General features: G+C 54.2%; 19 protein-coding genes, 1 tRNA gene and 1 other RNA gene. 6 read left to right on the top strand and 15 right to left on the bottom strand.

The features are described 5' to 3' along the window. Nucleotides 1-7 precede the first annotated feature (7 nt). A tRNA-Arg gene (locus SH528x_RS01190) sits at nucleotides 8-81 on the top strand. Between the two features lie 279 nt (nucleotides 82-360). Here SH528x_RS01190 and SH528x_RS01185 read toward each other — a convergent pair. The 11 genes from SH528x_RS01185 to SH528x_RS01135 form a co-directional block, all read right to left on the bottom strand. Further along, entirely contained in the window at nucleotides 361-585 is a 225-nt protein-coding gene (locus SH528x_RS01185) for a DUF4314 domain-containing protein (protein ID WP_442508707.1), read from the bottom strand. 163 nt (nucleotides 586-748) lie between these two features. Next, nucleotides 749-982 carry a hypothetical protein gene (locus SH528x_RS01180; RefSeq protein ID WP_442508706.1) on the bottom strand — a complete coding sequence of 78 codons (234 nt, stop codon included), beginning with the start codon at nucleotides 980-982 and terminating at the stop codon, nucleotides 749-751. Nucleotides 983-991: 9 nt separating this feature from the next. Next, nucleotides 992-1471: a winged helix-turn-helix domain-containing protein gene (locus SH528x_RS01175; protein ID WP_442508705.1), complete on the bottom strand. Its 480-nt coding sequence runs from the start codon at nucleotides 1469-1471 to the stop codon at nucleotides 992-994. Between the two features lie 26 nt (nucleotides 1472-1497). After that, an RNA gene (locus SH528x_RS01170) (hammerhead ribozyme type II) lies at nucleotides 1498-1559 on the bottom strand. A gap of 59 nt (nucleotides 1560-1618) precedes the next feature. Further along, nucleotides 1619-1870 carry a hypothetical protein gene (locus SH528x_RS01165; protein WP_442508704.1) on the bottom strand — a complete coding sequence of 84 codons (252 nt, stop codon included), beginning with the start codon at nucleotides 1868-1870 and terminating at the stop codon, nucleotides 1619-1621. A gap of 489 nt (nucleotides 1871-2359) precedes the next feature. After that, nucleotides 2360-2635: a hypothetical protein gene (locus SH528x_RS01160; protein ID WP_442508703.1), complete on the bottom strand. Its 276-nt coding sequence runs from the start codon at nucleotides 2633-2635 to the stop codon at nucleotides 2360-2362. A gap of 39 nt (nucleotides 2636-2674) precedes the next feature. Next, nucleotides 2675-2836, bottom strand: coding sequence for a hypothetical protein (locus tag SH528x_RS01155; RefSeq protein WP_442508702.1), 162 nt, complete (start codon nucleotides 2834-2836; stop codon nucleotides 2675-2677). Between the two features lie 250 nt (nucleotides 2837-3086). Next, nucleotides 3087-3515, bottom strand: coding sequence for a hypothetical protein (locus tag SH528x_RS01150; protein ID WP_442508701.1), 429 nt, complete (start codon nucleotides 3513-3515; stop codon nucleotides 3087-3089). Further along, nucleotides 3512-5053 carry a recombinase family protein gene (locus SH528x_RS01145; RefSeq protein WP_442508700.1) on the bottom strand — a complete coding sequence of 514 codons (1542 nt, stop codon included), beginning with the start codon at nucleotides 5051-5053 and terminating at the stop codon, nucleotides 3512-3514. The genes SH528x_RS01150 and SH528x_RS01145 overlap by 4 nt, the downstream gene beginning before the upstream one ends. After that, nucleotides 5050-5544 carry a DUF2924 domain-containing protein gene (locus SH528x_RS01140; protein ID WP_442508699.1) on the bottom strand — a complete coding sequence of 165 codons (495 nt, stop codon included), beginning with the start codon at nucleotides 5542-5544 and terminating at the stop codon, nucleotides 5050-5052. The genes SH528x_RS01145 and SH528x_RS01140 overlap by 4 nt, the downstream gene beginning before the upstream one ends. Before the next feature lie 341 nt (nucleotides 5545-5885). Next, nucleotides 5886-6308: a hypothetical protein gene (locus SH528x_RS01135; RefSeq protein WP_442508698.1), complete on the bottom strand. Its 423-nt coding sequence runs from the start codon at nucleotides 6306-6308 to the stop codon at nucleotides 5886-5888. Nucleotides 6309-6360: 52 nt separating this feature from the next. Here SH528x_RS01135 and SH528x_RS01130 point away from each other — a divergent pair, with 52 nt between their 5' ends. Beyond that, entirely contained in the window at nucleotides 6361-6621 is a 261-nt protein-coding gene (locus tag SH528x_RS01130; RefSeq protein ID WP_442508697.1) for a hypothetical protein, read from the top strand. Nucleotides 6622-7015: 394 nt separating this feature from the next. Here the strand turns inward: SH528x_RS01130 and SH528x_RS01125 are convergent, their stop codons facing one another. From SH528x_RS01125 to SH528x_RS01110, 4 genes are all read right to left on the bottom strand, one after another. After that, the gene (locus SH528x_RS01125; protein WP_442508696.1) at nucleotides 7016-9250 is read right to left on the bottom strand and encodes a DUF3987 domain-containing protein; all 2235 of its coding nucleotides are present in this window, start codon (nucleotides 9248-9250) and stop codon (nucleotides 7016-7018) included. Next, nucleotides 9247-9486 carry a hypothetical protein gene (locus SH528x_RS01120; protein ID WP_442508695.1) on the bottom strand — a complete coding sequence of 80 codons (240 nt, stop codon included), beginning with the start codon at nucleotides 9484-9486 and terminating at the stop codon, nucleotides 9247-9249. The genes SH528x_RS01125 and SH528x_RS01120 overlap by 4 nt, the downstream gene beginning before the upstream one ends. Before the next feature lie 1233 nt (nucleotides 9487-10719). After that, the gene (locus SH528x_RS01115; protein ID WP_442508694.1) at nucleotides 10720-12531 is read right to left on the bottom strand and encodes a LamG domain-containing protein; all 1812 of its coding nucleotides are present in this window, start codon (nucleotides 12529-12531) and stop codon (nucleotides 10720-10722) included. After that, the gene (locus tag SH528x_RS01110) at nucleotides 12528-13079 is read right to left on the bottom strand and encodes a sigma-70 family RNA polymerase sigma factor (RefSeq protein WP_442508693.1); all 552 of its coding nucleotides are present in this window, start codon (nucleotides 13077-13079) and stop codon (nucleotides 12528-12530) included. Before SH528x_RS01110 ends, SH528x_RS01115 begins: the two co-directional genes overlap by 4 nt. Before the next feature lie 264 nt (nucleotides 13080-13343). Here SH528x_RS01110 and SH528x_RS01105 point away from each other — a divergent pair, with 264 nt between their 5' ends. The 4 genes from SH528x_RS01105 to SH528x_RS01090 all read left to right on the top strand — a co-directional run bounded on the left by SH528x_RS01105 (nucleotide 13344) and on the right by SH528x_RS01090 (nucleotide 16826). Next, nucleotides 13344-14579 carry a DUF1559 family PulG-like putative transporter gene (locus SH528x_RS01105; protein WP_442508692.1) on the top strand — a complete coding sequence of 412 codons (1236 nt, stop codon included), beginning with the start codon at nucleotides 13344-13346 and terminating at the stop codon, nucleotides 14577-14579. A 153-nt stretch (nucleotides 14580-14732) separates the two neighbouring features. Further along, a complete protein-coding gene (locus tag SH528x_RS01100; protein ID WP_442508691.1) occupies nucleotides 14733-14912 on the top strand; it encodes a hypothetical protein in 180 nt (59 codons plus the stop codon). Between the two features lie 361 nt (nucleotides 14913-15273). Continuing rightward, the gene (locus SH528x_RS01095; RefSeq protein ID WP_442508690.1) at nucleotides 15274-16494 is read left to right on the top strand and encodes a DUF1559 family PulG-like putative transporter; all 1221 of its coding nucleotides are present in this window, start codon (nucleotides 15274-15276) and stop codon (nucleotides 16492-16494) included. A gap of 155 nt (nucleotides 16495-16649) precedes the next feature. Next, a complete protein-coding gene (locus tag SH528x_RS01090) occupies nucleotides 16650-16826 on the top strand; it encodes a hypothetical protein (RefSeq protein ID WP_442508689.1) in 177 nt (58 codons plus the stop codon). Nucleotides 16827-17017: the final 191 nt, after the last annotated feature.

Genomic DNA, 17017 nt, shown 5'->3' with positions numbered 1-17017 from the left:
GAATCACGCATCCGTAGCTCAACTGGATAGAGCATCGGTCTTCGGAACCGAGGGTTGGGGGTTCGAATCCCTCCGGGTGTACTCTTTTCAATCTGCGAACTTGGGCTGCCACGCCGGTTCGGAAAGAGTGCCCAATGTCGCGGCTTTCCTTTTGCCGCGAAAAACGCTTGGTTTTTACGGTGTTCGCGGCTTCCCGAGAGTCTCGGCGATCTCTTATTGGCCGGCACCACTGAGCCCTCCTCGCCCAATTCTGGCGACTCTCAGCCGAAACTATCGCGCTCTCTCCTTTTGACGGCGCTCTAAGTTCATTCGCCGTTTGCTTCGGCCCCTGCGAGCCAGACGATAGAAATCATGTTCGGGTTAACAGCTCGGAGTATTTTTCGGCGGTTCGGTGCGTTCGACCATATCGGGTGGAATGGACGGCATCAGCGACCGGCCGTTGTCCCATTCGACATCGACTTGCGTCCAGCCGCTTTGTGGATACACGCCGGCGACTGTCCCGGTAATGCCGGCAGGAATTGGAGCGGGATCGTCGGTCATCGAGATCAGCCGAATTCGGTCGCCTGACTTGAGTGGTGTCGTCATGGCTGAGTTCCTCGTTGGTGGCTTGCTGGGTCTGAACAAAGACTTGGCCCGCTGTCGGCCAGGGTTACGTATTTGGCGTGGCGTGGCGTGGCAGTCTCTTTGCCGCACTCACGACAATACGCCCGCACGCTACCCACGTCGGGCGTTGTCGACGGCGTTCGGGCTAGAAGCCGAGCGGCACCAAAGCGTGGGCATCCTCACCCGTGACCGCGAACTCCTCGCCCGCCGTGGTCCTCGCGTAGACCATGCCTCTACGGCGGACCACATATTCAACCACGCCGGCTTCAAAATCGTTGCCGGCGATCGGCCTTAGTCCGTAATCCATGTCGGATTCCGGCGGCGCGGTTTCTCCTTCGGCCAAATCGGTAACTTGGCGGACGTCGCAAATGAATTTCATCGCTTTACCCTACGCCCGCGCCGTAAACCGTCCACGCTCAATTTTGACAAACCGGCTTTTGTCACCGCGTTTCATGTCGCGAAGAATGGCCGAGTACAGCGTCGCGTGGGGCGTCTTGCCGCCGGGGCTTTCCCACAACCCCGCTTGGGTCATCGCAGCAATCATTTCCTGGGCGTTCATCGGTTCGGTGGCGTCTCCCAAAACCTGCAAAGCGGCTTTGACGCAAGAGAGCTTTTTCTCGCCGACAGGCTCATCCGCTTCAGTCTTAGATTTCTTCTTCAACACCTGAGTCGGTGCGTCAACCGGCCTCGCCGCCCGAGCGGGCATGCTCAATCGAGCATCCGTTTTGATTCGCACCTTTTTGCCGGTCGAAAGATTGGTCGCGTCCCAACCGCCCGACGTGTTCTCGGCGTCAATCCGGACCGTGACCTTTTTGTTGGTGACCTTCGCGTAGTACTCGCCACCAACCGTTACATCATCCTTTTTCATTCTCGTATCTCCCAAATTGTATTCATGTTTGGCTGCCATCGTCAGGCCGCGGGAACCACCCGCGACAACGCCCCGTTGCGTTTCGGCTTTCGCTCTTTCGCGTCGTGCCGCGGTTCCGTCCGCGGCGGTCGCCTTGCGGCAGGCGGGTTACACAACCGCACCCAGGTAGCTCTTGTTGAGCCGGTCGAGCATCTCGCAAAAGAGGTAGTGCTCTTCCAAAAGTGGGCCGTTCGGCCCGAGGTCGGCGTCGGCCTTCTCAAGGGCGTCGACCAAGGGGCGAAGGTTGTCGGCAATCCGGTAGTACGATTCGCGAATGTCTTGGTAGGTCGCCGGGTCGAGTTTTTTCATCTCGGTGCGAAGGGCGGTGGCCTTGGTCTTTTGGGTTTCGTTCATAGCCATGGTTTGGTCTCCGGTGGGGAAAGTTTTGTTTTCGTTTGTCGCGTAGCGATGAACACATGAAGCCATGCTTTGGCCGGAGCATCAACCAAGTCATGGAATCAATTCCCAAATTATCTGAATCTTTTCCAACATGCCCGAACGCAGAAACATCGCGGCGTGTGGCAACGTCGTGGTGTTTTAGCGAACTGTAGAAGTCATTGACGGCTTCTTTGCCACCGTCAACCGGAATGTTCGGTTCCGTCAATTTCGACAGCCGGTTACAGAGTTGCCGAAGCGAGCCGACGTCGTCCCATCCGATCTTCCGTCCGTCTTCGTTTGGAGCCGGCATGTCCTCGATGTATTGGTGCAGGTCTTCGAGTAGCGTCAATGCGCGAACGTGGGCAGCGGTGTATTCGGCGTCGATGCGTGCGTGGTTGGCATGGGCGTAGGGTGCCATGGTGGCCTCTCGTTTGGGTGCGGGCATTCGAAAATGTGTTCAAAAGTCTTCTGCTAGCAGTCGCGGGCGGTTTCCCAAGCCCGCTTGCTTCCATAACAAATCTGGCCGCCTTCGACGATGTAGACCGTCGCGTCTTCAGCGACGTCCTGGTTGTCGAAGTATTCACTGGGGTCATCTTCGCTCGCTTCATTCATTTCCATGCCGCTGGTCACGCCGGAAATGCGGTTTTCAAAGGGCCAGTTTTGTTGTGTCATCAAACGCACCTCGCATTCTTCGCCGTGCTGTTCGCGGTAGTCTTCGAGGAGTTCGATCAGTTGGGAAATCTTCATGTTTGGTTTCCTTTTGGAAGGGAAGGATCTGGGTGGGTTTCAATCGGTGGTGATAGGTGTGTCGAGTGTCGCGACATTGATTCGTGTACCGTCGGCCAGTGGGATGTAAAATCCGCCAAAGGTTGTGCGGAGGCTGTCGAACACTTCGATGCCGTCGATTCGGTCGCCGGCTTTGATCTCGTGGGCTTTGCGTTGCGTCATTTCCGGGGCTCCGTTTGAGTGATGCAAAACGTCTTGGGACTAAACACATGAAGCCATGAATCTGACGACGAAGCAAGTCGATTCACTCAGCCAAACGCAACTTTTTTTCATGTCCCCACCGATGGCCGACGTGGCCGACAAACGACGCGTGACGCGTTGTTGGAATTGGTCGGCAAATGCGTTCAGATCAAGAAATGCCGCGGCGTGTAGCGAAAGTGATGGCGTAGGTTGGTATAGATAAACTTGGGGATCAGAACAGGTCGGTCGGCGACGCCGCCTGTGATCGGCGTAGCAGATCCGCCCACATCTTTCTCTGGTCGCCCCAGTCGAGCGTTTTCGCGATCGGGCGGACTTCGCGTTCCAGGATGGCGTCTCGGCCTTGGATCGTTCGTGGCAGGTCGAGAATCTGTACTTGAATATCTGGGGCTAAATTGTCGAGCCACATGATTTGCGACATTCGCGTGGTCGAGATTTGCCCGTAGTGAGCGAGCTCGGATTGGTTGAGGATCACCCCGTCGCGAACCAGGTCGTAACAACGATGGGCCAGTGCCAACAATCGAGTGATCCGTGGGATACGGCCTTCTGGCGAGGACGGTGCCTTACCCTCTTCCATGCTCTTGCTGCCGTTACGGCGTGTTTTGACGTGAAAAGAACGGTTGATCGTTAGCTTGTTGTTCATGCCAATGCCTCTGCGGTGCCGGCCGTCAGATTCTGAACGCCCGTGTCGTGGAATGTGATTGCAACGTTGCCAGCGACGCCGTCGAAGTCGACTCGGTCGACCAACAGCGATGTCAGCCTAACCTGCTCGCGTGGCTGGATCGTATCCCAAAGCTCTTCAAAGCCGGCCAGAAGTTGCCGGACATCAGCATTGTCGATGGATTGATCTTGAAGCGATTGAACCTCGTGCTCGATTGCTTTTAAGCGGTCAGTGGCAGTGTCGATTCGCGATTGCAATTCGGGCAGTCCCGCGACACGGCGGTTGTTGGTCGCATTGGCGGCAATCGCCCGTAACTTTTCATGGTCGTTGCGTAGCTGCCGTTCTAACGCTTTGCGTTCTGACGCAAGAGCCTCTTGCCGAAGCCTGGACCGAGATTCGATTTGACCAATCGTTTGATTGAGTAGGTCTTCGTCGGTGCCGATGGATTGAATCTGCTGCACAATGAATCTTTCAATTTCGCCGGCCGGTACCGACGGGGAGGGGCACTCGGCCCAGCCTTTCTGCATCGCTGTCCCACAAACGTAGTAGCGATACCGCTTGCTACCTTTGCAGCTGTACGAGTGCGTCATCGGTCGCCCACAGGCTTTGCACCAAATCAGACCTTTCAACAACGCGTTGTGTTTGTTGCGAACGCCCGTGCCGCCGGATTGCCCGTTGGCCTTGAGTTGATTTTGCACGCGGCGAAAGAGATCCACGGGTACGATCCCATCGTGTTCGCCCTCGTGCGTTTCGTCCTTGTATCGAATCTTGCCGATGTAAGTGACGTTTGTCAGCAGTTTGTAGATGGCGTTCTTGCTGAACGCTCGGCCGCCGCGGTGGTCGCCCTTTTTAGTGACCCATTGTTTGGTCGTCCAACCGCGTTGCCTCAGCTCCTTCATCACCGGCAACAGTGAGTGATGTTCGACATACAGGCTGAAAATTTGGCGAACACGGTCGGCTTCGATCTCGTCGACAATCAGTTTCGTATTCTCGACCGTGTAACCGAGCAATGGCATCCCGCCGGACCATTTGCCTCGCCGGCGGGATGCCGCAACCTTGTCGCGAATCCGCTCGCTGATCATTTCGCGTTCAAATTGTGCGAATGACAGCAGCACGTTCAACACCAGTCGGCCCATCGATGTGGATGTGTTGAACTGCTGTGTGACGCTGACAAACGAGACGCCGTGTTGATCGAACGTCTCGACGATCTTAGTGAAGTCGAGCAGCGATCGGCTGAGTCGGTCGACTTTGTAGACGATTACGCAGTCGATCTCGCCGGCCGCGATGTCGGCCAACAATCGCTGCAACGCTGGTCGCTCCATATTGCTGCCGGTGAAGCCACCATCGTCGTAGGACATTGGGATGACTTCCCAGCCTTCGTGCTTTTGCGAAACGGCATAAGCCGCGGCGGCGTCACGTTGAGCGTCCAGCGAACTGTATTCTTGATCGAGTCCTTCCTCGGTGCTCTTGCGAGTGTAGATCGCGCATCGCACGGTCTTCTTCTTCTGATCTTTCATCATTTGGATTCCTGCTGATCGAGTTTGAAAAACCGGTTGCCGCTCCAGTGCGACCCGGTAACGTATTTGGCGACGGCAGAAAGCGAACGAAACAGTTCGCCTTCAAATTCATAACCGGCAGCCGTGACACGAACGCGAATCTCGCGGCCTTTGTAGATACGAGTGATCAAGGTGCCTGGCAGTATTCCGCAATCGGAAATCGAACCGGTCGCAACCGTCTTCGTGCGAATGACGGCATCGGCCGAGAGACGCCGCGATGCGGGCGAGGTGACACGCAAGTCGGCACCATTGGCAAGTTCGCGAATTCGAGTAATCGCGTCCGCCGAAAGGCCGCTCTCGACGTTCGCTTGCATCCGCCAAATGATTCGGCGGATCAGCCATTTGCGGTTCTTGGCGTTGGTGGTTTCGCCTGTAACCTCGGCGAATTGATCGCGAAGCTCGCCGCAGCTCATTTTTTGCAAGCGGGCGACTTCTTTGGCAACGTTAAGCTCCATGTTGGACTCCTGGGTCTGGGGTCTGCGGTGCCGAAGTGGAACGCGTGTGGACAGAGAGCCCTGTGTTAGCAGACGAATCAAGCCGCTCACCGCAACTTTCGGAAAGACTCTCGAAAGAACAGACCAAGTGCCCGCTTTCGGCCTGGGAATTGATAATGGCATCAGCCAAAAGGGCCGCGATTTCGGCCAATCGCTCGGTGGGGGTGAGCGCAGCCGATCTACTTTTTGTGAACATCCAATCTCCTGATTCATTGATGCGGCAAAGGCCGCGTGAAGAAGGCAATCAGGGGTGGCTGGCTGGATGGTTTGCTCAGTCGTTGGTTGGGTTGGTTTGATCGGGCTCAGAGGTCCACAGACGCCGTGTCAGAGCGAGTCTGCAATAACTGGTCGGCGATACCGCGCCCCCAGGCCGTGCGTGATAGACCGGCGACTACAGCGTTCAGGTCGACTTGATTGCCAAGCTGGTCGATCGTGTCGACGATCAATTTGGTGGAGGGAATCACATGGGTGGTTCGGTCCCGATTGGGTTCGGTAACACGCTTCAGCAATTCCAACCTTTCCAGTTGCTCTGCCGCTCTGACCAAACGCATCTTGCGCTGCGGAATCCTGTCACCAGCCCAAAAACTGGGCGTGAAAGGGATGCCGCGATGAAGCATGCCCGAAATCCAGGGATCAGAGATCCCTGGGACATCAAGCTGGACTTCAGCAAAGACCTCGAGTTCCGCAACCAGATGCTTCGCCAGTTGCAGTTGATTGGGTTTCATTGGCGTTCCTCCCAAAAGTCGGACAACGTGTTCCAGGAAAGCAACTCTCTGTATGAGTGTCGCTGATTCGGGTGGCCCTGAGTGGCGTTTCAAACGCCGGGAAGTACCTAATCGCGGCGGCCTGGCGAGCGATCGGGCAGCGGTTCGCAATGGCCCGTGCGGGCCGCCACGGGGCCGTGTGTCGCGTCGTGGTGGGCTGCCGCGTCCAAAGGCCGCGTTGGCTTCGCCTTCGCAACGTTGGCCTACACGTGCGGCACGTGGACGGAACTCGCCGCACCAATCGCAAGCGATCACGATCGGGAACACGGCGTAGTTGACGTCGGCATTTCGGTTGCCGTGGTCGATCACTGGAGGAAGACGCGTGCACTCGCCGCGCTGGCATTCTTCTGCAGGCGGTTGATCTCGATCGACACCGATCGGTGGCTCAAAGAAACGGCAGTCCCAACACGACGGTTCGGGCTGATTTGGAATACCGCAATTCATCAATTCCTCCAAAGGGCTCTTACGTGTACGCGCGGATGCGGGCATACACGTGCTTGTCTGATGAATTGATGAATTATTATTTACTTTATACAAAGTGCTTGTCTCCTTAGACTTACGGTGATTTCGGGACATGTGGGATTGGGTGTGGTGTTTTAATTCAGCAACGTGGTTTTGGTCATCGAGAACGGCCGCTGGCAAACAACGCGGCTGAGGGATTGGATGCCTCAGTTTTCGACCAACCGATACACGAAGCCCGGACGCGTCTTGGAAGCGGACGGTTGGCGAACGACCAACCGCTGCGTGTCAAGCAACTTGATGACCTCCTTGTGGTCGCTCGGCTTCCACGGCAATCGACGGGTGAGTTCCCACTCAGGCATTGGTTTGATGCCATTCCTGGACTTCCAGTTCTTCAGTTGCCGCACAACCGCTTTTGCCATCGCGTCGAAATCGTTGTGACTGACGTGGTCGTTCGCCATGAACAGCATCCTTCGCGTCTGGTGTTCGACAACTTCAATCGCCCATCGAGCGGAGTCGGCGTCGATGATGGGGGCGAGATGATTGCGGCTGATCGCGTGGAGCAGAGCGAGTTTCCGGGTTTGTTCGCTCACTCGCCCCCAGACTGTTGTGCCAACCGAATCATTTGAATCCTCCGCTTTCTCGTACTGGATCTCCGCGTTCACTCGAGCGTCGACTAACAGGCCGGACGCTTCGTCGTTGTGCTGCACAATTGCTGGTGTCGGATTCCAGTCAACCAAATTGCCGACTCCGGGTCTGAAGTTTTCCCACCACTGAGCCGTTTCGAGAATCGAACCTGGTATGTCACGGATCTTCGGTTCTTGGCCCCGACCGCGTTTTCCGCATTCAAAGATCAGCATCCGAGCGAACAGCCCATTGGTGAGCATTCGATCGGAGAGGGCTTCGTAATAGTGGTTCGGGATCGCGGTTCCGAAGATGACCAAGCTCGGTTGGTTGATCACGCCAGCGGCTTCTTTGCCCGCCTTACGACGCATCGGATAGATGCTGTTCGCTGACGAATACATGGTCAGCAACGTCGACATGATCTGTTCGTAACGGGCATCCTTGGACTTGCTGATCGACTGCAGCAGGCCATCAATTTCATCGGTCTGGTAGAGCATGGCCGGTGTCAGATGTAAAGCATCCTGCAATCCCTCCCCGGATGCAAATCTTTCACCTGTTTGGTCGACCACTCCGATTTCTTGAAGGATCCGGACGTTTAGTTTTCGGGGCCAGTCTTTTCCCGCTGCCGAGTGCGCCAATCCCAGTAGATAGAGGTTCGTGCGATTGTCGCCTGGATCGCGAACGCGACGACCGGCCAAGAAAGCTTGCATCGCCAGTGCGCCGCAGAACGCCATGACAGGATTCGGATAGGGTGCGGTATCAAGGCAGTGATCAACGACCTCATTGACGAAGCCAGGGATTCGCAACAGTCGCTCGGGAAGCGGTCCGGGATCCTCGATCGACGAGGCTGGTTCGATGGGAGGATCGTCGTCAGTTTCCTCCTCCGTGCTAACTCGAACGTTGAACTGGCTTAGGTCGATTTCATCGAGCGGTTGCGATGTGCACTCATCACGCAGCCAACCGAACGGCCGATCGTGCGGTTTAGTTGCGGCTTGGCTGATCTTGTGTCGAAGCTCTTTGTCAGACCACGGCGGCACGCACCGTGGGTTGTAATGCTGCGTCAGGATTGTGAGAGCTTCACTGGGTTCGATCCCGAAACCATGAACGAGCGCTGTAGCCGCCGTGTAGGTTTGCGAGTGACCTCCGCCTCCTGAAATGGCCGGCGGCATTGCATCGAGGTACGCGATAGCACGCCGCTGGATTTCGTCAGGGCTGTCGTTGGAACGATCAAGCGCTGGTGAAGTCTTTTGCGACGTCTCCGGCCAAAAGTATTGGCAGACCGCGGTGAGTTCATCCTGTTTCGCGGCTATCTCGGTGTGCGCATCTGATAGCCGTCTCCCCGTGATCGTGAAGAACCGAGCGTGATCGTAAATCTCGATCTGCCCCGATTGATCCGGCCCCAGCCCTTTTCGTTGACAACCAACGTGAGGCGGTTTGCATCCTTCGACGATCAACTTCACACCTCGCCCCGACGGTGAAACTTCCGTGTAGGTAGCGAGATAGTCAACGATCTCTTTGCCCCAAGTGAAGTTTCCTGCCTCGTCCAAGCAACGATCCAGATCAATGCCGGTGAAGCAATCGTCGGGAGTGAAAATGAAGCCGATCCCTGCCAAAACTGGATCACCTTGGAATCGCTTCATCGCCGCCTCAAACGATGCCCAATCACGCGGGTCGATCGAACTCGCTTGATACCCAGTCTTCGGTGAGATGGGCACCTTCGTGAACCGATTCTCCGTCTGGGAGAGTTTCCAACAGACCCACTGATCGAGTTCAGTCAGTCGTTGTGGGATGTGCTGTGTTGGGAATTCATGAGCGTTCATCGAGTGGCCTCCTTGCGAGTCGATGGTTGTGAATGTGTGGCGGACCGTTCTTCGTCAATCCGTTTCAGTTCGCTGGCGATGTGATCCAAGTTGGCCTGCGAGAACACGCGAGCGTGTCCGGCCCAGCCGGTCGCTTCGATGTTGCGTGAGCGGATGATGTATTCGATTCGGTGGACCTTGGTGTCGAGTTGCCGGGCGATCTCGCCGACGGTTAACAACAACGGAGGCTGTGACATAGATTTCCTTGCAGCGCGTGGAGAAGCTTCGCAACAGTTGCCGGTTGATGGGCAGGCGGCGAAACCAAAAAAGAGAGGGACCAAAATCTGCGAAGTCGCCCGATTCGTGGGCGAAGGCAGATTCAAAACAAGCTCGCCGCGAAGGATCGCTGGCGGGCGAGGAGCCGGGTGACTGAGTTGGTCGCTGGTTGGTTGGGTGAGAGGCTCGGTGGTCGAGCAAGCGGGATTATGCGAATTAAGTAAGGCTTGTCAAATCTTTTTACTGGCTTGGATTTTTCGTGTCGTCGCTAACATCACTACAACACTTTGCCACCGCAAAATACGTTGAAAACGCGTTCGGAACGAGTATCAGACAGCCCGGCCGACAACCAATGTGCCGAACCTGTTTCACCATGGATGCGCTATACGCGGGATCGTTCGTGCTTTCGCTAACGATCGGAAAGCAGCGGAAAACACGGTCCAAAACGCTCTGGCCTGTTTCCGTGATCGGGATTTGCCAACATCAACAAAGCGAGCGTTAATAAAATCAGAACTTTTCAAAAATAATTTGAGACCGTGGATCAAGAAAAGGACCGAGCCATCTCTACCTGTAAACCTACCGGAAAAGATCGCGGAATCACGATCGAAATAGTGTTGATGTCGAAAACGTGAGCGACTCGCAACAGGTATCTCGCACCGCCACGCCGTGAGTAAATTGGCTGCGAAACGACTTACTCTCCTTCTCACGGATAACGTTTCTCGCGACGACCACACATCAATCCGTGAATTCTCCGAGATCAATCCAGATGAAATCGAAACGCCGCTCTGTCTCTTGAGCTGCTTTGCTGGAACACCATTTGGCGCCGATTCTCTCCAAGACTGGCCACGAACGTCTCTACCTTGAGACGTTCCAACTGGCCGGCCCGAAAGGCGAAAACTCTTTGTTAAGCTGAATGATATCGAATGAACTGAAAGGAATACTCGCTGCCAACAGTCGACTTATTATGGTCAGCCGGAAAGTGTGCACGATCGTTATCTATGTAATGTCCGAGGATGGAAGTCTTTATAAATGCTTTTTGGGAGTGGTTGGATATTGGAGAACTAACTTAGTTTTTTGCTTTAAAAACTGAAACTTTTAATGCAGCTTTACCTGCCTCGCCTACAGGCAAACAGAATGTGAAACTTGTATCGTCTGTATAGCTCCTGATCAGCATTTACCACTTCTCGCTGAAGAAAACAGGCCGGCATCAGCCATTAGTCAAGGACCTCGGAGGCAACAGAGCGTCCTGCGGCCTTAATATGGCTTCGTAATTCCTTCGGCGGAAGGCATCGATCGTATATCGCGACCTCGTCGATCTGCCCGACGAATCGCCGATATACCGACGTGGGGTAAACCTGGCCAACGAGAATTTGCACGTTTTCCGTTAGCGGAGCCGGGTTGGAATGTTCAGCCGACAATTGCCCGTTGATCCACAGCATTTGTCGACTCCCCTGCTTCTGCGATACAACATGTTGCCATAGCCGAGCTTGATATTGATTTCCAGAAAACAAACTGGTGACACTGATTGGCTCGTCCGATCGGAGTGCACGATGAACAAAACGAAAACGGTTGGCCGGAGAATCACTTAGCCGATGGGTGAAGTAGTGCTGGGCCGTGGTCTCCAGCATCATCGTGTGTGGGTATCGGCCGTCCGCCAAGCCTTCAGTCGCATGCATACAAAACACTTCACCATGGTGAAATAGCTGCGGCTTAACCCACATCTCAATGGTGTACTCGTCAAGTGGTTTCTCTGGCCAAGGCTCCACGGCTCGAAACGCGGACGATGTCGACGTCCCCATTTCGGCAACCCTGTTAGTGTCATATTTACGCCATCCTGGATTGCCAACCACCATCGCATTCATGCCCGGTGCGCTGCCTTGATTTTCCACGAATTGAGAAAACTCGCCCTTCAGTTCCTCAAATCGCCAGTAAATGTTTGGCTGAGAATCCAAAACGGCGCGTACATATTCCTCTCCTAAATTCAATGGATCAAAACCGGGTGAGCGAGCGGAAACAAAGTTGGCCTCAGAGGCCTCAAACTTGACCACTGTGACGCCCTCTTCAAAGTTAGAGGAAATACGCACTGCTTCTCCTGCTTCCAAATGGATTTCATTCGTACTGAATTCCGCTTGGTTTGGCTTCACCGATACTCGTCCTGAGAATAAATGAACTTCAGTTTCGGAGTCACTTGAAACCAATCCGATCGAACTCTGTCCATCGGCGAGAACCTTGCCCATCGAAGTATTTACCGTCACATTTCCGCTGCCGGTACCGAGCGACTTTGCTGTCATAGAACCATGAAGAAGTCCAATTTTGCCGTCGACGCCAATCGAAACGCTTGCCGGGCCCTCGATTCGCACGATTGCCTCGCCAGGCGTTTTTTCTCCAATCCTCAATTCTGCAATGCCTTCGACAAGATTCAGAACCTCACCTGATGCAATCGGTTCCCCGATCGTCGGGACCAAGTCACTTGAAGAACTCCAAACACACGCTGTCATCGAAACGAGCTGTGGTGGCCTGGCTTCGGAAGTGAACCCTGCGGCGGGCAAATTCGCTGAAGGCAAATTTGCGATGGGTGCATTAACCGAAGAGGGCTTTGCAAGAGACCATGCCAATGAGGCGATAAACAAATGGCTGGCTGCCAAGCCGACCCACCAATAAGCCTTTGTCCACCGATCAGGCTGAGAGGAGGAATCCGCTCGTTCTCGCGATAATGGAGCGATTGCGCCGGCTAGTGTCCCTGGCACGTTTTTGGGGGACGGTGGATTTGCTGCAGCAGACAGTGTTCCTCTACGTTTTTCTTGGCTGAATGCTTCGGACAACACCTCCGCCATCGGCAAAGAGTCCAGGCCTCCCGAGTCAGTAAAGGCGCAAAGTTGGTCAATCAGAGCCGCTGCCTCGACGGCGCCTTCTTCCGAGCAAATCAACGCATTCAGTTCTGCGATCTCGGATTCGCTCAGTGATTCCGACTGCGATTTTAAAATCAAGGTGCGTAATGTTTGCAATTGGTGGTTGTCCGTGTTCATGAAAGCACCTCGGTCGCTGAGCGTTGTACGCATCGTAATAGTATGCCGTGTACTTTACTTAATTCGCGGTAGATCGCATGCGTCGACCGGCCCACCCGATTAGACATCTCGCCGACGCTTAAGCCTTCGAAGTACTTCTGGCGAATCAAGTCATGATCCGACGAGGGCAGCTTCTTAAGACAGTTTGATAGAGCCGTTCGACGTTCACTCAATTCGGCGGAGATCGGCATCGCTGCTTCGGCCAATGACTCAAGAGCTTCGTCACTCAACAGTTTAATTCGCCGCTTTGATTCGCGATGTTTGAGCGTTTCGTAGTGCGCGATGCGGCAAGCCCAAGCCGCAAAGTTACCCGCCGCGTCGTACTGCGAAAACTTTTGCCACAAAACGACGCAGGTTAATTGAAAAATCTCTTCGGCATCATCCTGACGATTCATCGTAAGGATTCGAATGAATGACATCACCTTGCTTGAGTGCATCGCAAGGAGACGAACAAATTCATCTTGGGATACTTCCTCTTGGATGACCTGTTTCCTCGGTGAATTGGACATGACTTAACTGCGCAAGATGGAACGAACCGGACTAGGGCGACTCATTCTTATTCCCGAAACTCTCCTTTCATTTTGCGATTTTTCTCGGGATTTTCGCAGATAAAGAGGCGATTTAGGCAAAAAACGAGAAAAAGTCTAAAATTCCGCGCGAACAACTCTAACGGGGACGGGAATTACTCCATACGAGGGCCATGCACGTAACGCAATGATCGCGTTTCACTTCGTCCTCTTCTCTTCTCTACTCTCGTATTTGGAGTTATTCGAATGAATCGTCAGCGTACTGGATTCACTCTCGTCGAATTGCTAGTGGTCATCGCGATCATCGGAGTCTTAGTTGGTTTGCTACTGCCGGCCGTGCAGGCCGCTCGCGAGGCAGCTCGCCGGATGAGTTGCAGCAACAACTTCAAGCAAATTGGTTTGGGAATTCACAATTACCATTCGGCTTACAAGGGGCTACCAGTCCATGGTACCGGCACCGATCGGCCAGCTGGGCAGCAAATCTACGCGGGTGACAGTAACGGAACGAGCATCAACCGCCGCGGATCTTTTTTGATTAGTGTGCTGCCGTTTATTGAGCAGCAGGCGCTCTGGGAGCAGATTTCAAATCCACTCAATGTGAAGGCTAACGGTTCTGCCAAGAACCCGTCCTGGCAAGCGATGGGACCCGGGGTCGCTCGTCTAGACTACGGTCCTTGGGCGACGAACATTCCGTCTTACCGATGCCCGAGCGATCCGGGCCAGGGGCTTCCGGCGCTTGGTCGTACAAATTACGGAGCTTGCATGGGCGATTCATCCGTGATGTCTCGCGAAGGCAAAATATTCGTTCATAAGGTATCCAGTGGTGCCACGATGCCCTATACCGCCAACAATCAAACCCAGGCGACGCGTTCGCGAAAAGTTCATCGGGGTATGTTTGTGATGAACAGTCGCATGAAGTTTCGCGATACGCTCGACGGATTGGCAAACACCGTGATGTGTGGCGAGTTGACGACGGATCTTGGGGACGCAGATGTTCGCACTTCGTTTCCGCAGGATTCGGCGTACAACGACAGAAGTGGGCACGGACGCGCCGAGTGCCGGAAGAACCCAAGGTTCATGGATCAGCATCATGATCCCGAACGACCACAATTCTGGAACGCGGGTGCTGGAGGTTCGGTAAGTGCATTGCTTGGACGCGGCTATCGCTGGCATGATGCGATGCACTTTTTCACTCAAGTGCACACGATCCTTCCGCCCAATTCAGGCATTTGCACCGGCGGATTCACGAGTAACGACTCGATGGTCACGGTGTCCAGTCGTCATCAAGGTGGGGCACACGTCTTGATGGGCGATGGAGCTGTGAAGTTCATCACCGATTCGATTGAAGCGGGCAATAGCAACGCCGCAATGATCTCGTATCACGGATCGCCAGCTACAGTTGCCGGTGCGAAAAGTCCCTACGGACTCTGGGGCGCCTTGGGCACCCGTTCCGCCAAGGAAGTCATTGACACGGATTTTTAAGGTTTGGAGGTGACGTCTTTTTTGGCGAGATCAATTTCCAGCCAGTATCTATTTTTAGCCCTGTCGCCTGTCATGCCGGCAAGGCTACCGCAACTACTTTAAGTCTTTCCCTCGGTGTAGGGACTTTTGAGAAATAAGAAACAAGGATTACAGATGAAAGTGAAGACATTACTTTGCCTGCTGCTGGTCAGCTTGTTGGTCGGATGTTCGGATTCAGAGCCAAGTTCGGTTGCTGACGGGCTCAGCCAGAAGCAAATCGACGACTACAACGCGCTCGTTGAAAAGGAGGCAAAACTTGCAGCCGAAGCGGGGGATATTGGATTTACCGAGTAGTCCATCCGCCGCCGCAAAATGAATTGATCGAAGGCTGTTGTGGTTTCCACTTCAGCCTTTTTTCGTCTTGAGCTAGTTCGCAAAGATGCAGAGCTTTGCTTTGTTTTCAACTGTGCCGCACGAGAGAGAGTTCGGGAAAGATGCCCGACCCCGCGTCCTGCGACCATGCTTCGTGATCGCGAGAAACGCGAATTTCCTGCTATTTTGCGAGCCAAACACAAATGAAAGATTTTTGTCAGATTTTGCGCGAAACAGGTCAACAAGAGTGGGAATCACTCCACCTACGGGATTTAAGACGCGAATCGGATGTGCGACGCGTCTGATTTTCCCATTTTTATCTTATGTATTTGGAGTTGTTTGAATGAAAACTCAGCGTACTGGTTTCACGCTCGTTGAATTATTGGTGGTCATCGCAATCATCGGCGTGCTGGTAGGTTTGTTGCTGCCTGCGGTACAGGCAGCTCGCGAGGCAGCTCGGCGAATGAGCTGTAGTAACAATTTTAAGCAGATCGGTTTGGGGATTCACAACTATCACTCGGCATACAATGCCTTGCCGATCCACGGTAACGGCACCGATCTTCCGGCCGGCTCACAACCCTATGCCAACCTGAGCAGCAACGTATCCAACAATCGGCACGGTTCGTTTTTGGTTGCCATTTTGCCGTTCGTTGAGCAACAAGCGATGTGGGAACAAATCGCCAATCCGCTTGCAAACCCTGGCGGGACTCCCGCTCGATGGCAGGCGATGGGGCCTGGGCCGGCAGTGATCGCTTACAGTCCCTGGGCAACCGAGATTCCTGGCTATCGCTGCCCTAGCGATCCCGGCGTCGGTTTGCCGGCTCTCGGCAGAACCAATTATGGCGCCTGCATGGGAGACTCGTCCGTGATGACGAGGGAAGGCTCGATCAACGTTAATACGGTCGCAAATGGGGCCACGGTTCCCTACACCGCAAACAATTCAACCCTCGCGGAAAATGCACGGATTACGCATCGAGGAATGTTTGAGCTGTTTAGTTCGATGAAATTTAGAGATACGCTTGACGGTTTGGCTAATACGGTGATGGCGGGTGAATTAGCGACCGACCTGGGCGATGCCGATAATCGAACCTCGCGGCCGGGGGCAGCATTCGCCGATACGGGAAGTGGCCGAAACGAGTGTCGCAAAGATCCAAAATGGCAGTATCAGCACCACGATCCCCAACGCCCACGATTTTGGATTCCGGCAGCTGCGGCGACCGTCAGTGCGACAAGCGCCCGCGGCTATCGCTGGCACGATTGTTACCCGATGTTCAGTCAGATTCATACGATTCTGCCACCCAATTCCGGTCTTTGCACTGGCTTTAATGATACTCATGACTTAACCGCGTCGGTCTCCAGTCGTCACCAAGGCGGAGCTCATGTGCTGATGGGGGATGGTGCAGTCAAGTTCATCACAGACTCGATTGAAGCTGGCAATAGTAATCAAGCGATGATCTCGTATCACGCCACGCCCGCGACAGCACCGGGCGATAGAAGTCCCTACGGGCTTTGGGGTTCGCTTGGCACAAGGGGCACCCGCGAAGTCATAAGCGAAAGTTTTTAACGCGCATACGTTAAGCTCGCATGCGTGCAAATTGGCTCCTCCGGTCTCCGCCTTCGATGGAGGTGGGGATGAGGAGGGGCTTGTCGGGGCGGTGATCCAGTGGTTGCCGGCCCATCATTCGTTTTTTGATCATTGTCAAACATCAACAAGCAACCATGAATACCAGATTTATTATTGCGTTCTTAGTGCTCGCCTTTACTGTTGGCTGTTCCTCCAGCACAACCAAAAACATTGCCTCGGAGGCCTCTCAAGAAGAAATCGATAATTACAATCAAATGATCCAACGGGAGGCCGAGCAAGCGAAGCAATCCTTCGACAACGCGAAAATCTAGCCTCAGAACTCATTGCACTTCGTCGTAGTGACTAGGATTGTTCAGCTTTTCACGCTCGTTTCCTCTCTCGACTTTTCATGGATTCCAAAAGACCTAAACGATGTTGAAATACTGCTCTCTTTTATTTGTGGCGATCTTGTCGCTAGACGTGTGCAAGGCTCAAGAAGGTTCTGAGACTTCGATTTCAAAAC

Source organism: Novipirellula methanifontis (assembly GCF_052161655.1).
GTDB lineage: Bacteria > Planctomycetota > Planctomycetia > Pirellulales > Pirellulaceae > Novipirellula.
Note: the sequence above shows the minus strand (reverse complement) of the source record. Positions and strands in the feature narration are given on the sequence as shown.

What these genes read in the sequence shown, in the direction of transcription:
- SH528x_RS01145 (WP_442508700.1), bottom strand. Translation starts at nt 5,053, where the DNA reads ATGATGAAAGATCAGAAGAAGAAGACCGTGCGATGCGCGATCTACACT.
- SH528x_RS01125 (WP_442508696.1), bottom strand. Translation starts at nt 9,250, where the DNA reads ATGAACGCTCATGAATTCCCAACACAGCACATCCCACAACGACTGACT.
- SH528x_RS01115 (WP_442508694.1), bottom strand. Translation starts at nt 12,531, where the DNA reads ATGAACACGGACAACCACCAATTGCAAACATTACGCACCTTGATTTTA.
- SH528x_RS01150 (WP_442508701.1), bottom strand. Translation starts at nt 3,515, where the DNA reads ATGAACAACAAGCTAACGATCAACCGTTCTTTTCACGTCAAAACACGC.
- SH528x_RS01130 (WP_442508697.1), top strand. Translation starts at nt 6,361, where the DNA reads ATGAGTGTCGCTGATTCGGGTGGCCCTGAGTGGCGTTTCAAACGCCGG.
- SH528x_RS01155 (WP_442508702.1), bottom strand. Translation starts at nt 2,836, where the DNA reads ATGACGCAACGCAAAGCCCACGAGATCAAAGCCGGCGACCGAATCGAC.
- SH528x_RS01175 (WP_442508705.1), bottom strand. Translation starts at nt 1,471, where the DNA reads ATGAAAAAGGATGATGTAACGGTTGGTGGCGAGTACTACGCGAAGGTC.
- SH528x_RS01160 (WP_442508703.1), bottom strand. Translation starts at nt 2,635, where the DNA reads ATGAAGATTTCCCAACTGATCGAACTCCTCGAAGACTACCGCGAACAG.
- SH528x_RS01100 (WP_442508691.1), top strand. Translation starts at nt 14,733, where the DNA reads ATGAAAGTGAAGACATTACTTTGCCTGCTGCTGGTCAGCTTGTTGGTC.
- SH528x_RS01095 (WP_442508690.1), top strand. Translation starts at nt 15,274, where the DNA reads ATGAAAACTCAGCGTACTGGTTTCACGCTCGTTGAATTATTGGTGGTC.
- SH528x_RS01105 (WP_442508692.1), top strand. Translation starts at nt 13,344, where the DNA reads ATGAATCGTCAGCGTACTGGATTCACTCTCGTCGAATTGCTAGTGGTC.
- SH528x_RS01140 (WP_442508699.1), bottom strand. Translation starts at nt 5,544, where the DNA reads ATGGAGCTTAACGTTGCCAAAGAAGTCGCCCGCTTGCAAAAAATGAGC.
- SH528x_RS01165 (WP_442508704.1), bottom strand. Translation starts at nt 1,870, where the DNA reads ATGGCTATGAACGAAACCCAAAAGACCAAGGCCACCGCCCTTCGCACC.
- SH528x_RS01090 (WP_442508689.1), top strand. Translation starts at nt 16,650, where the DNA reads ATGAATACCAGATTTATTATTGCGTTCTTAGTGCTCGCCTTTACTGTT.
- SH528x_RS01110 (WP_442508693.1), bottom strand. Translation starts at nt 13,079, where the DNA reads ATGTCCAATTCACCGAGGAAACAGGTCATCCAAGAGGAAGTATCCCAA.
- SH528x_RS01135 (WP_442508698.1), bottom strand. Translation starts at nt 6,308, where the DNA reads ATGAAACCCAATCAACTGCAACTGGCGAAGCATCTGGTTGCGGAACTC.
- SH528x_RS01120 (WP_442508695.1), bottom strand. Translation starts at nt 9,486, where the DNA reads ATGTCACAGCCTCCGTTGTTGTTAACCGTCGGCGAGATCGCCCGGCAA.
- SH528x_RS01185 (WP_442508707.1), bottom strand. Translation starts at nt 585, where the DNA reads ATGACGACACCACTCAAGTCAGGCGACCGAATTCGGCTGATCTCGATG.
- SH528x_RS01180 (WP_442508706.1), bottom strand. Translation starts at nt 982, where the DNA reads ATGAAATTCATTTGCGACGTCCGCCAAGTTACCGATTTGGCCGAAGGA.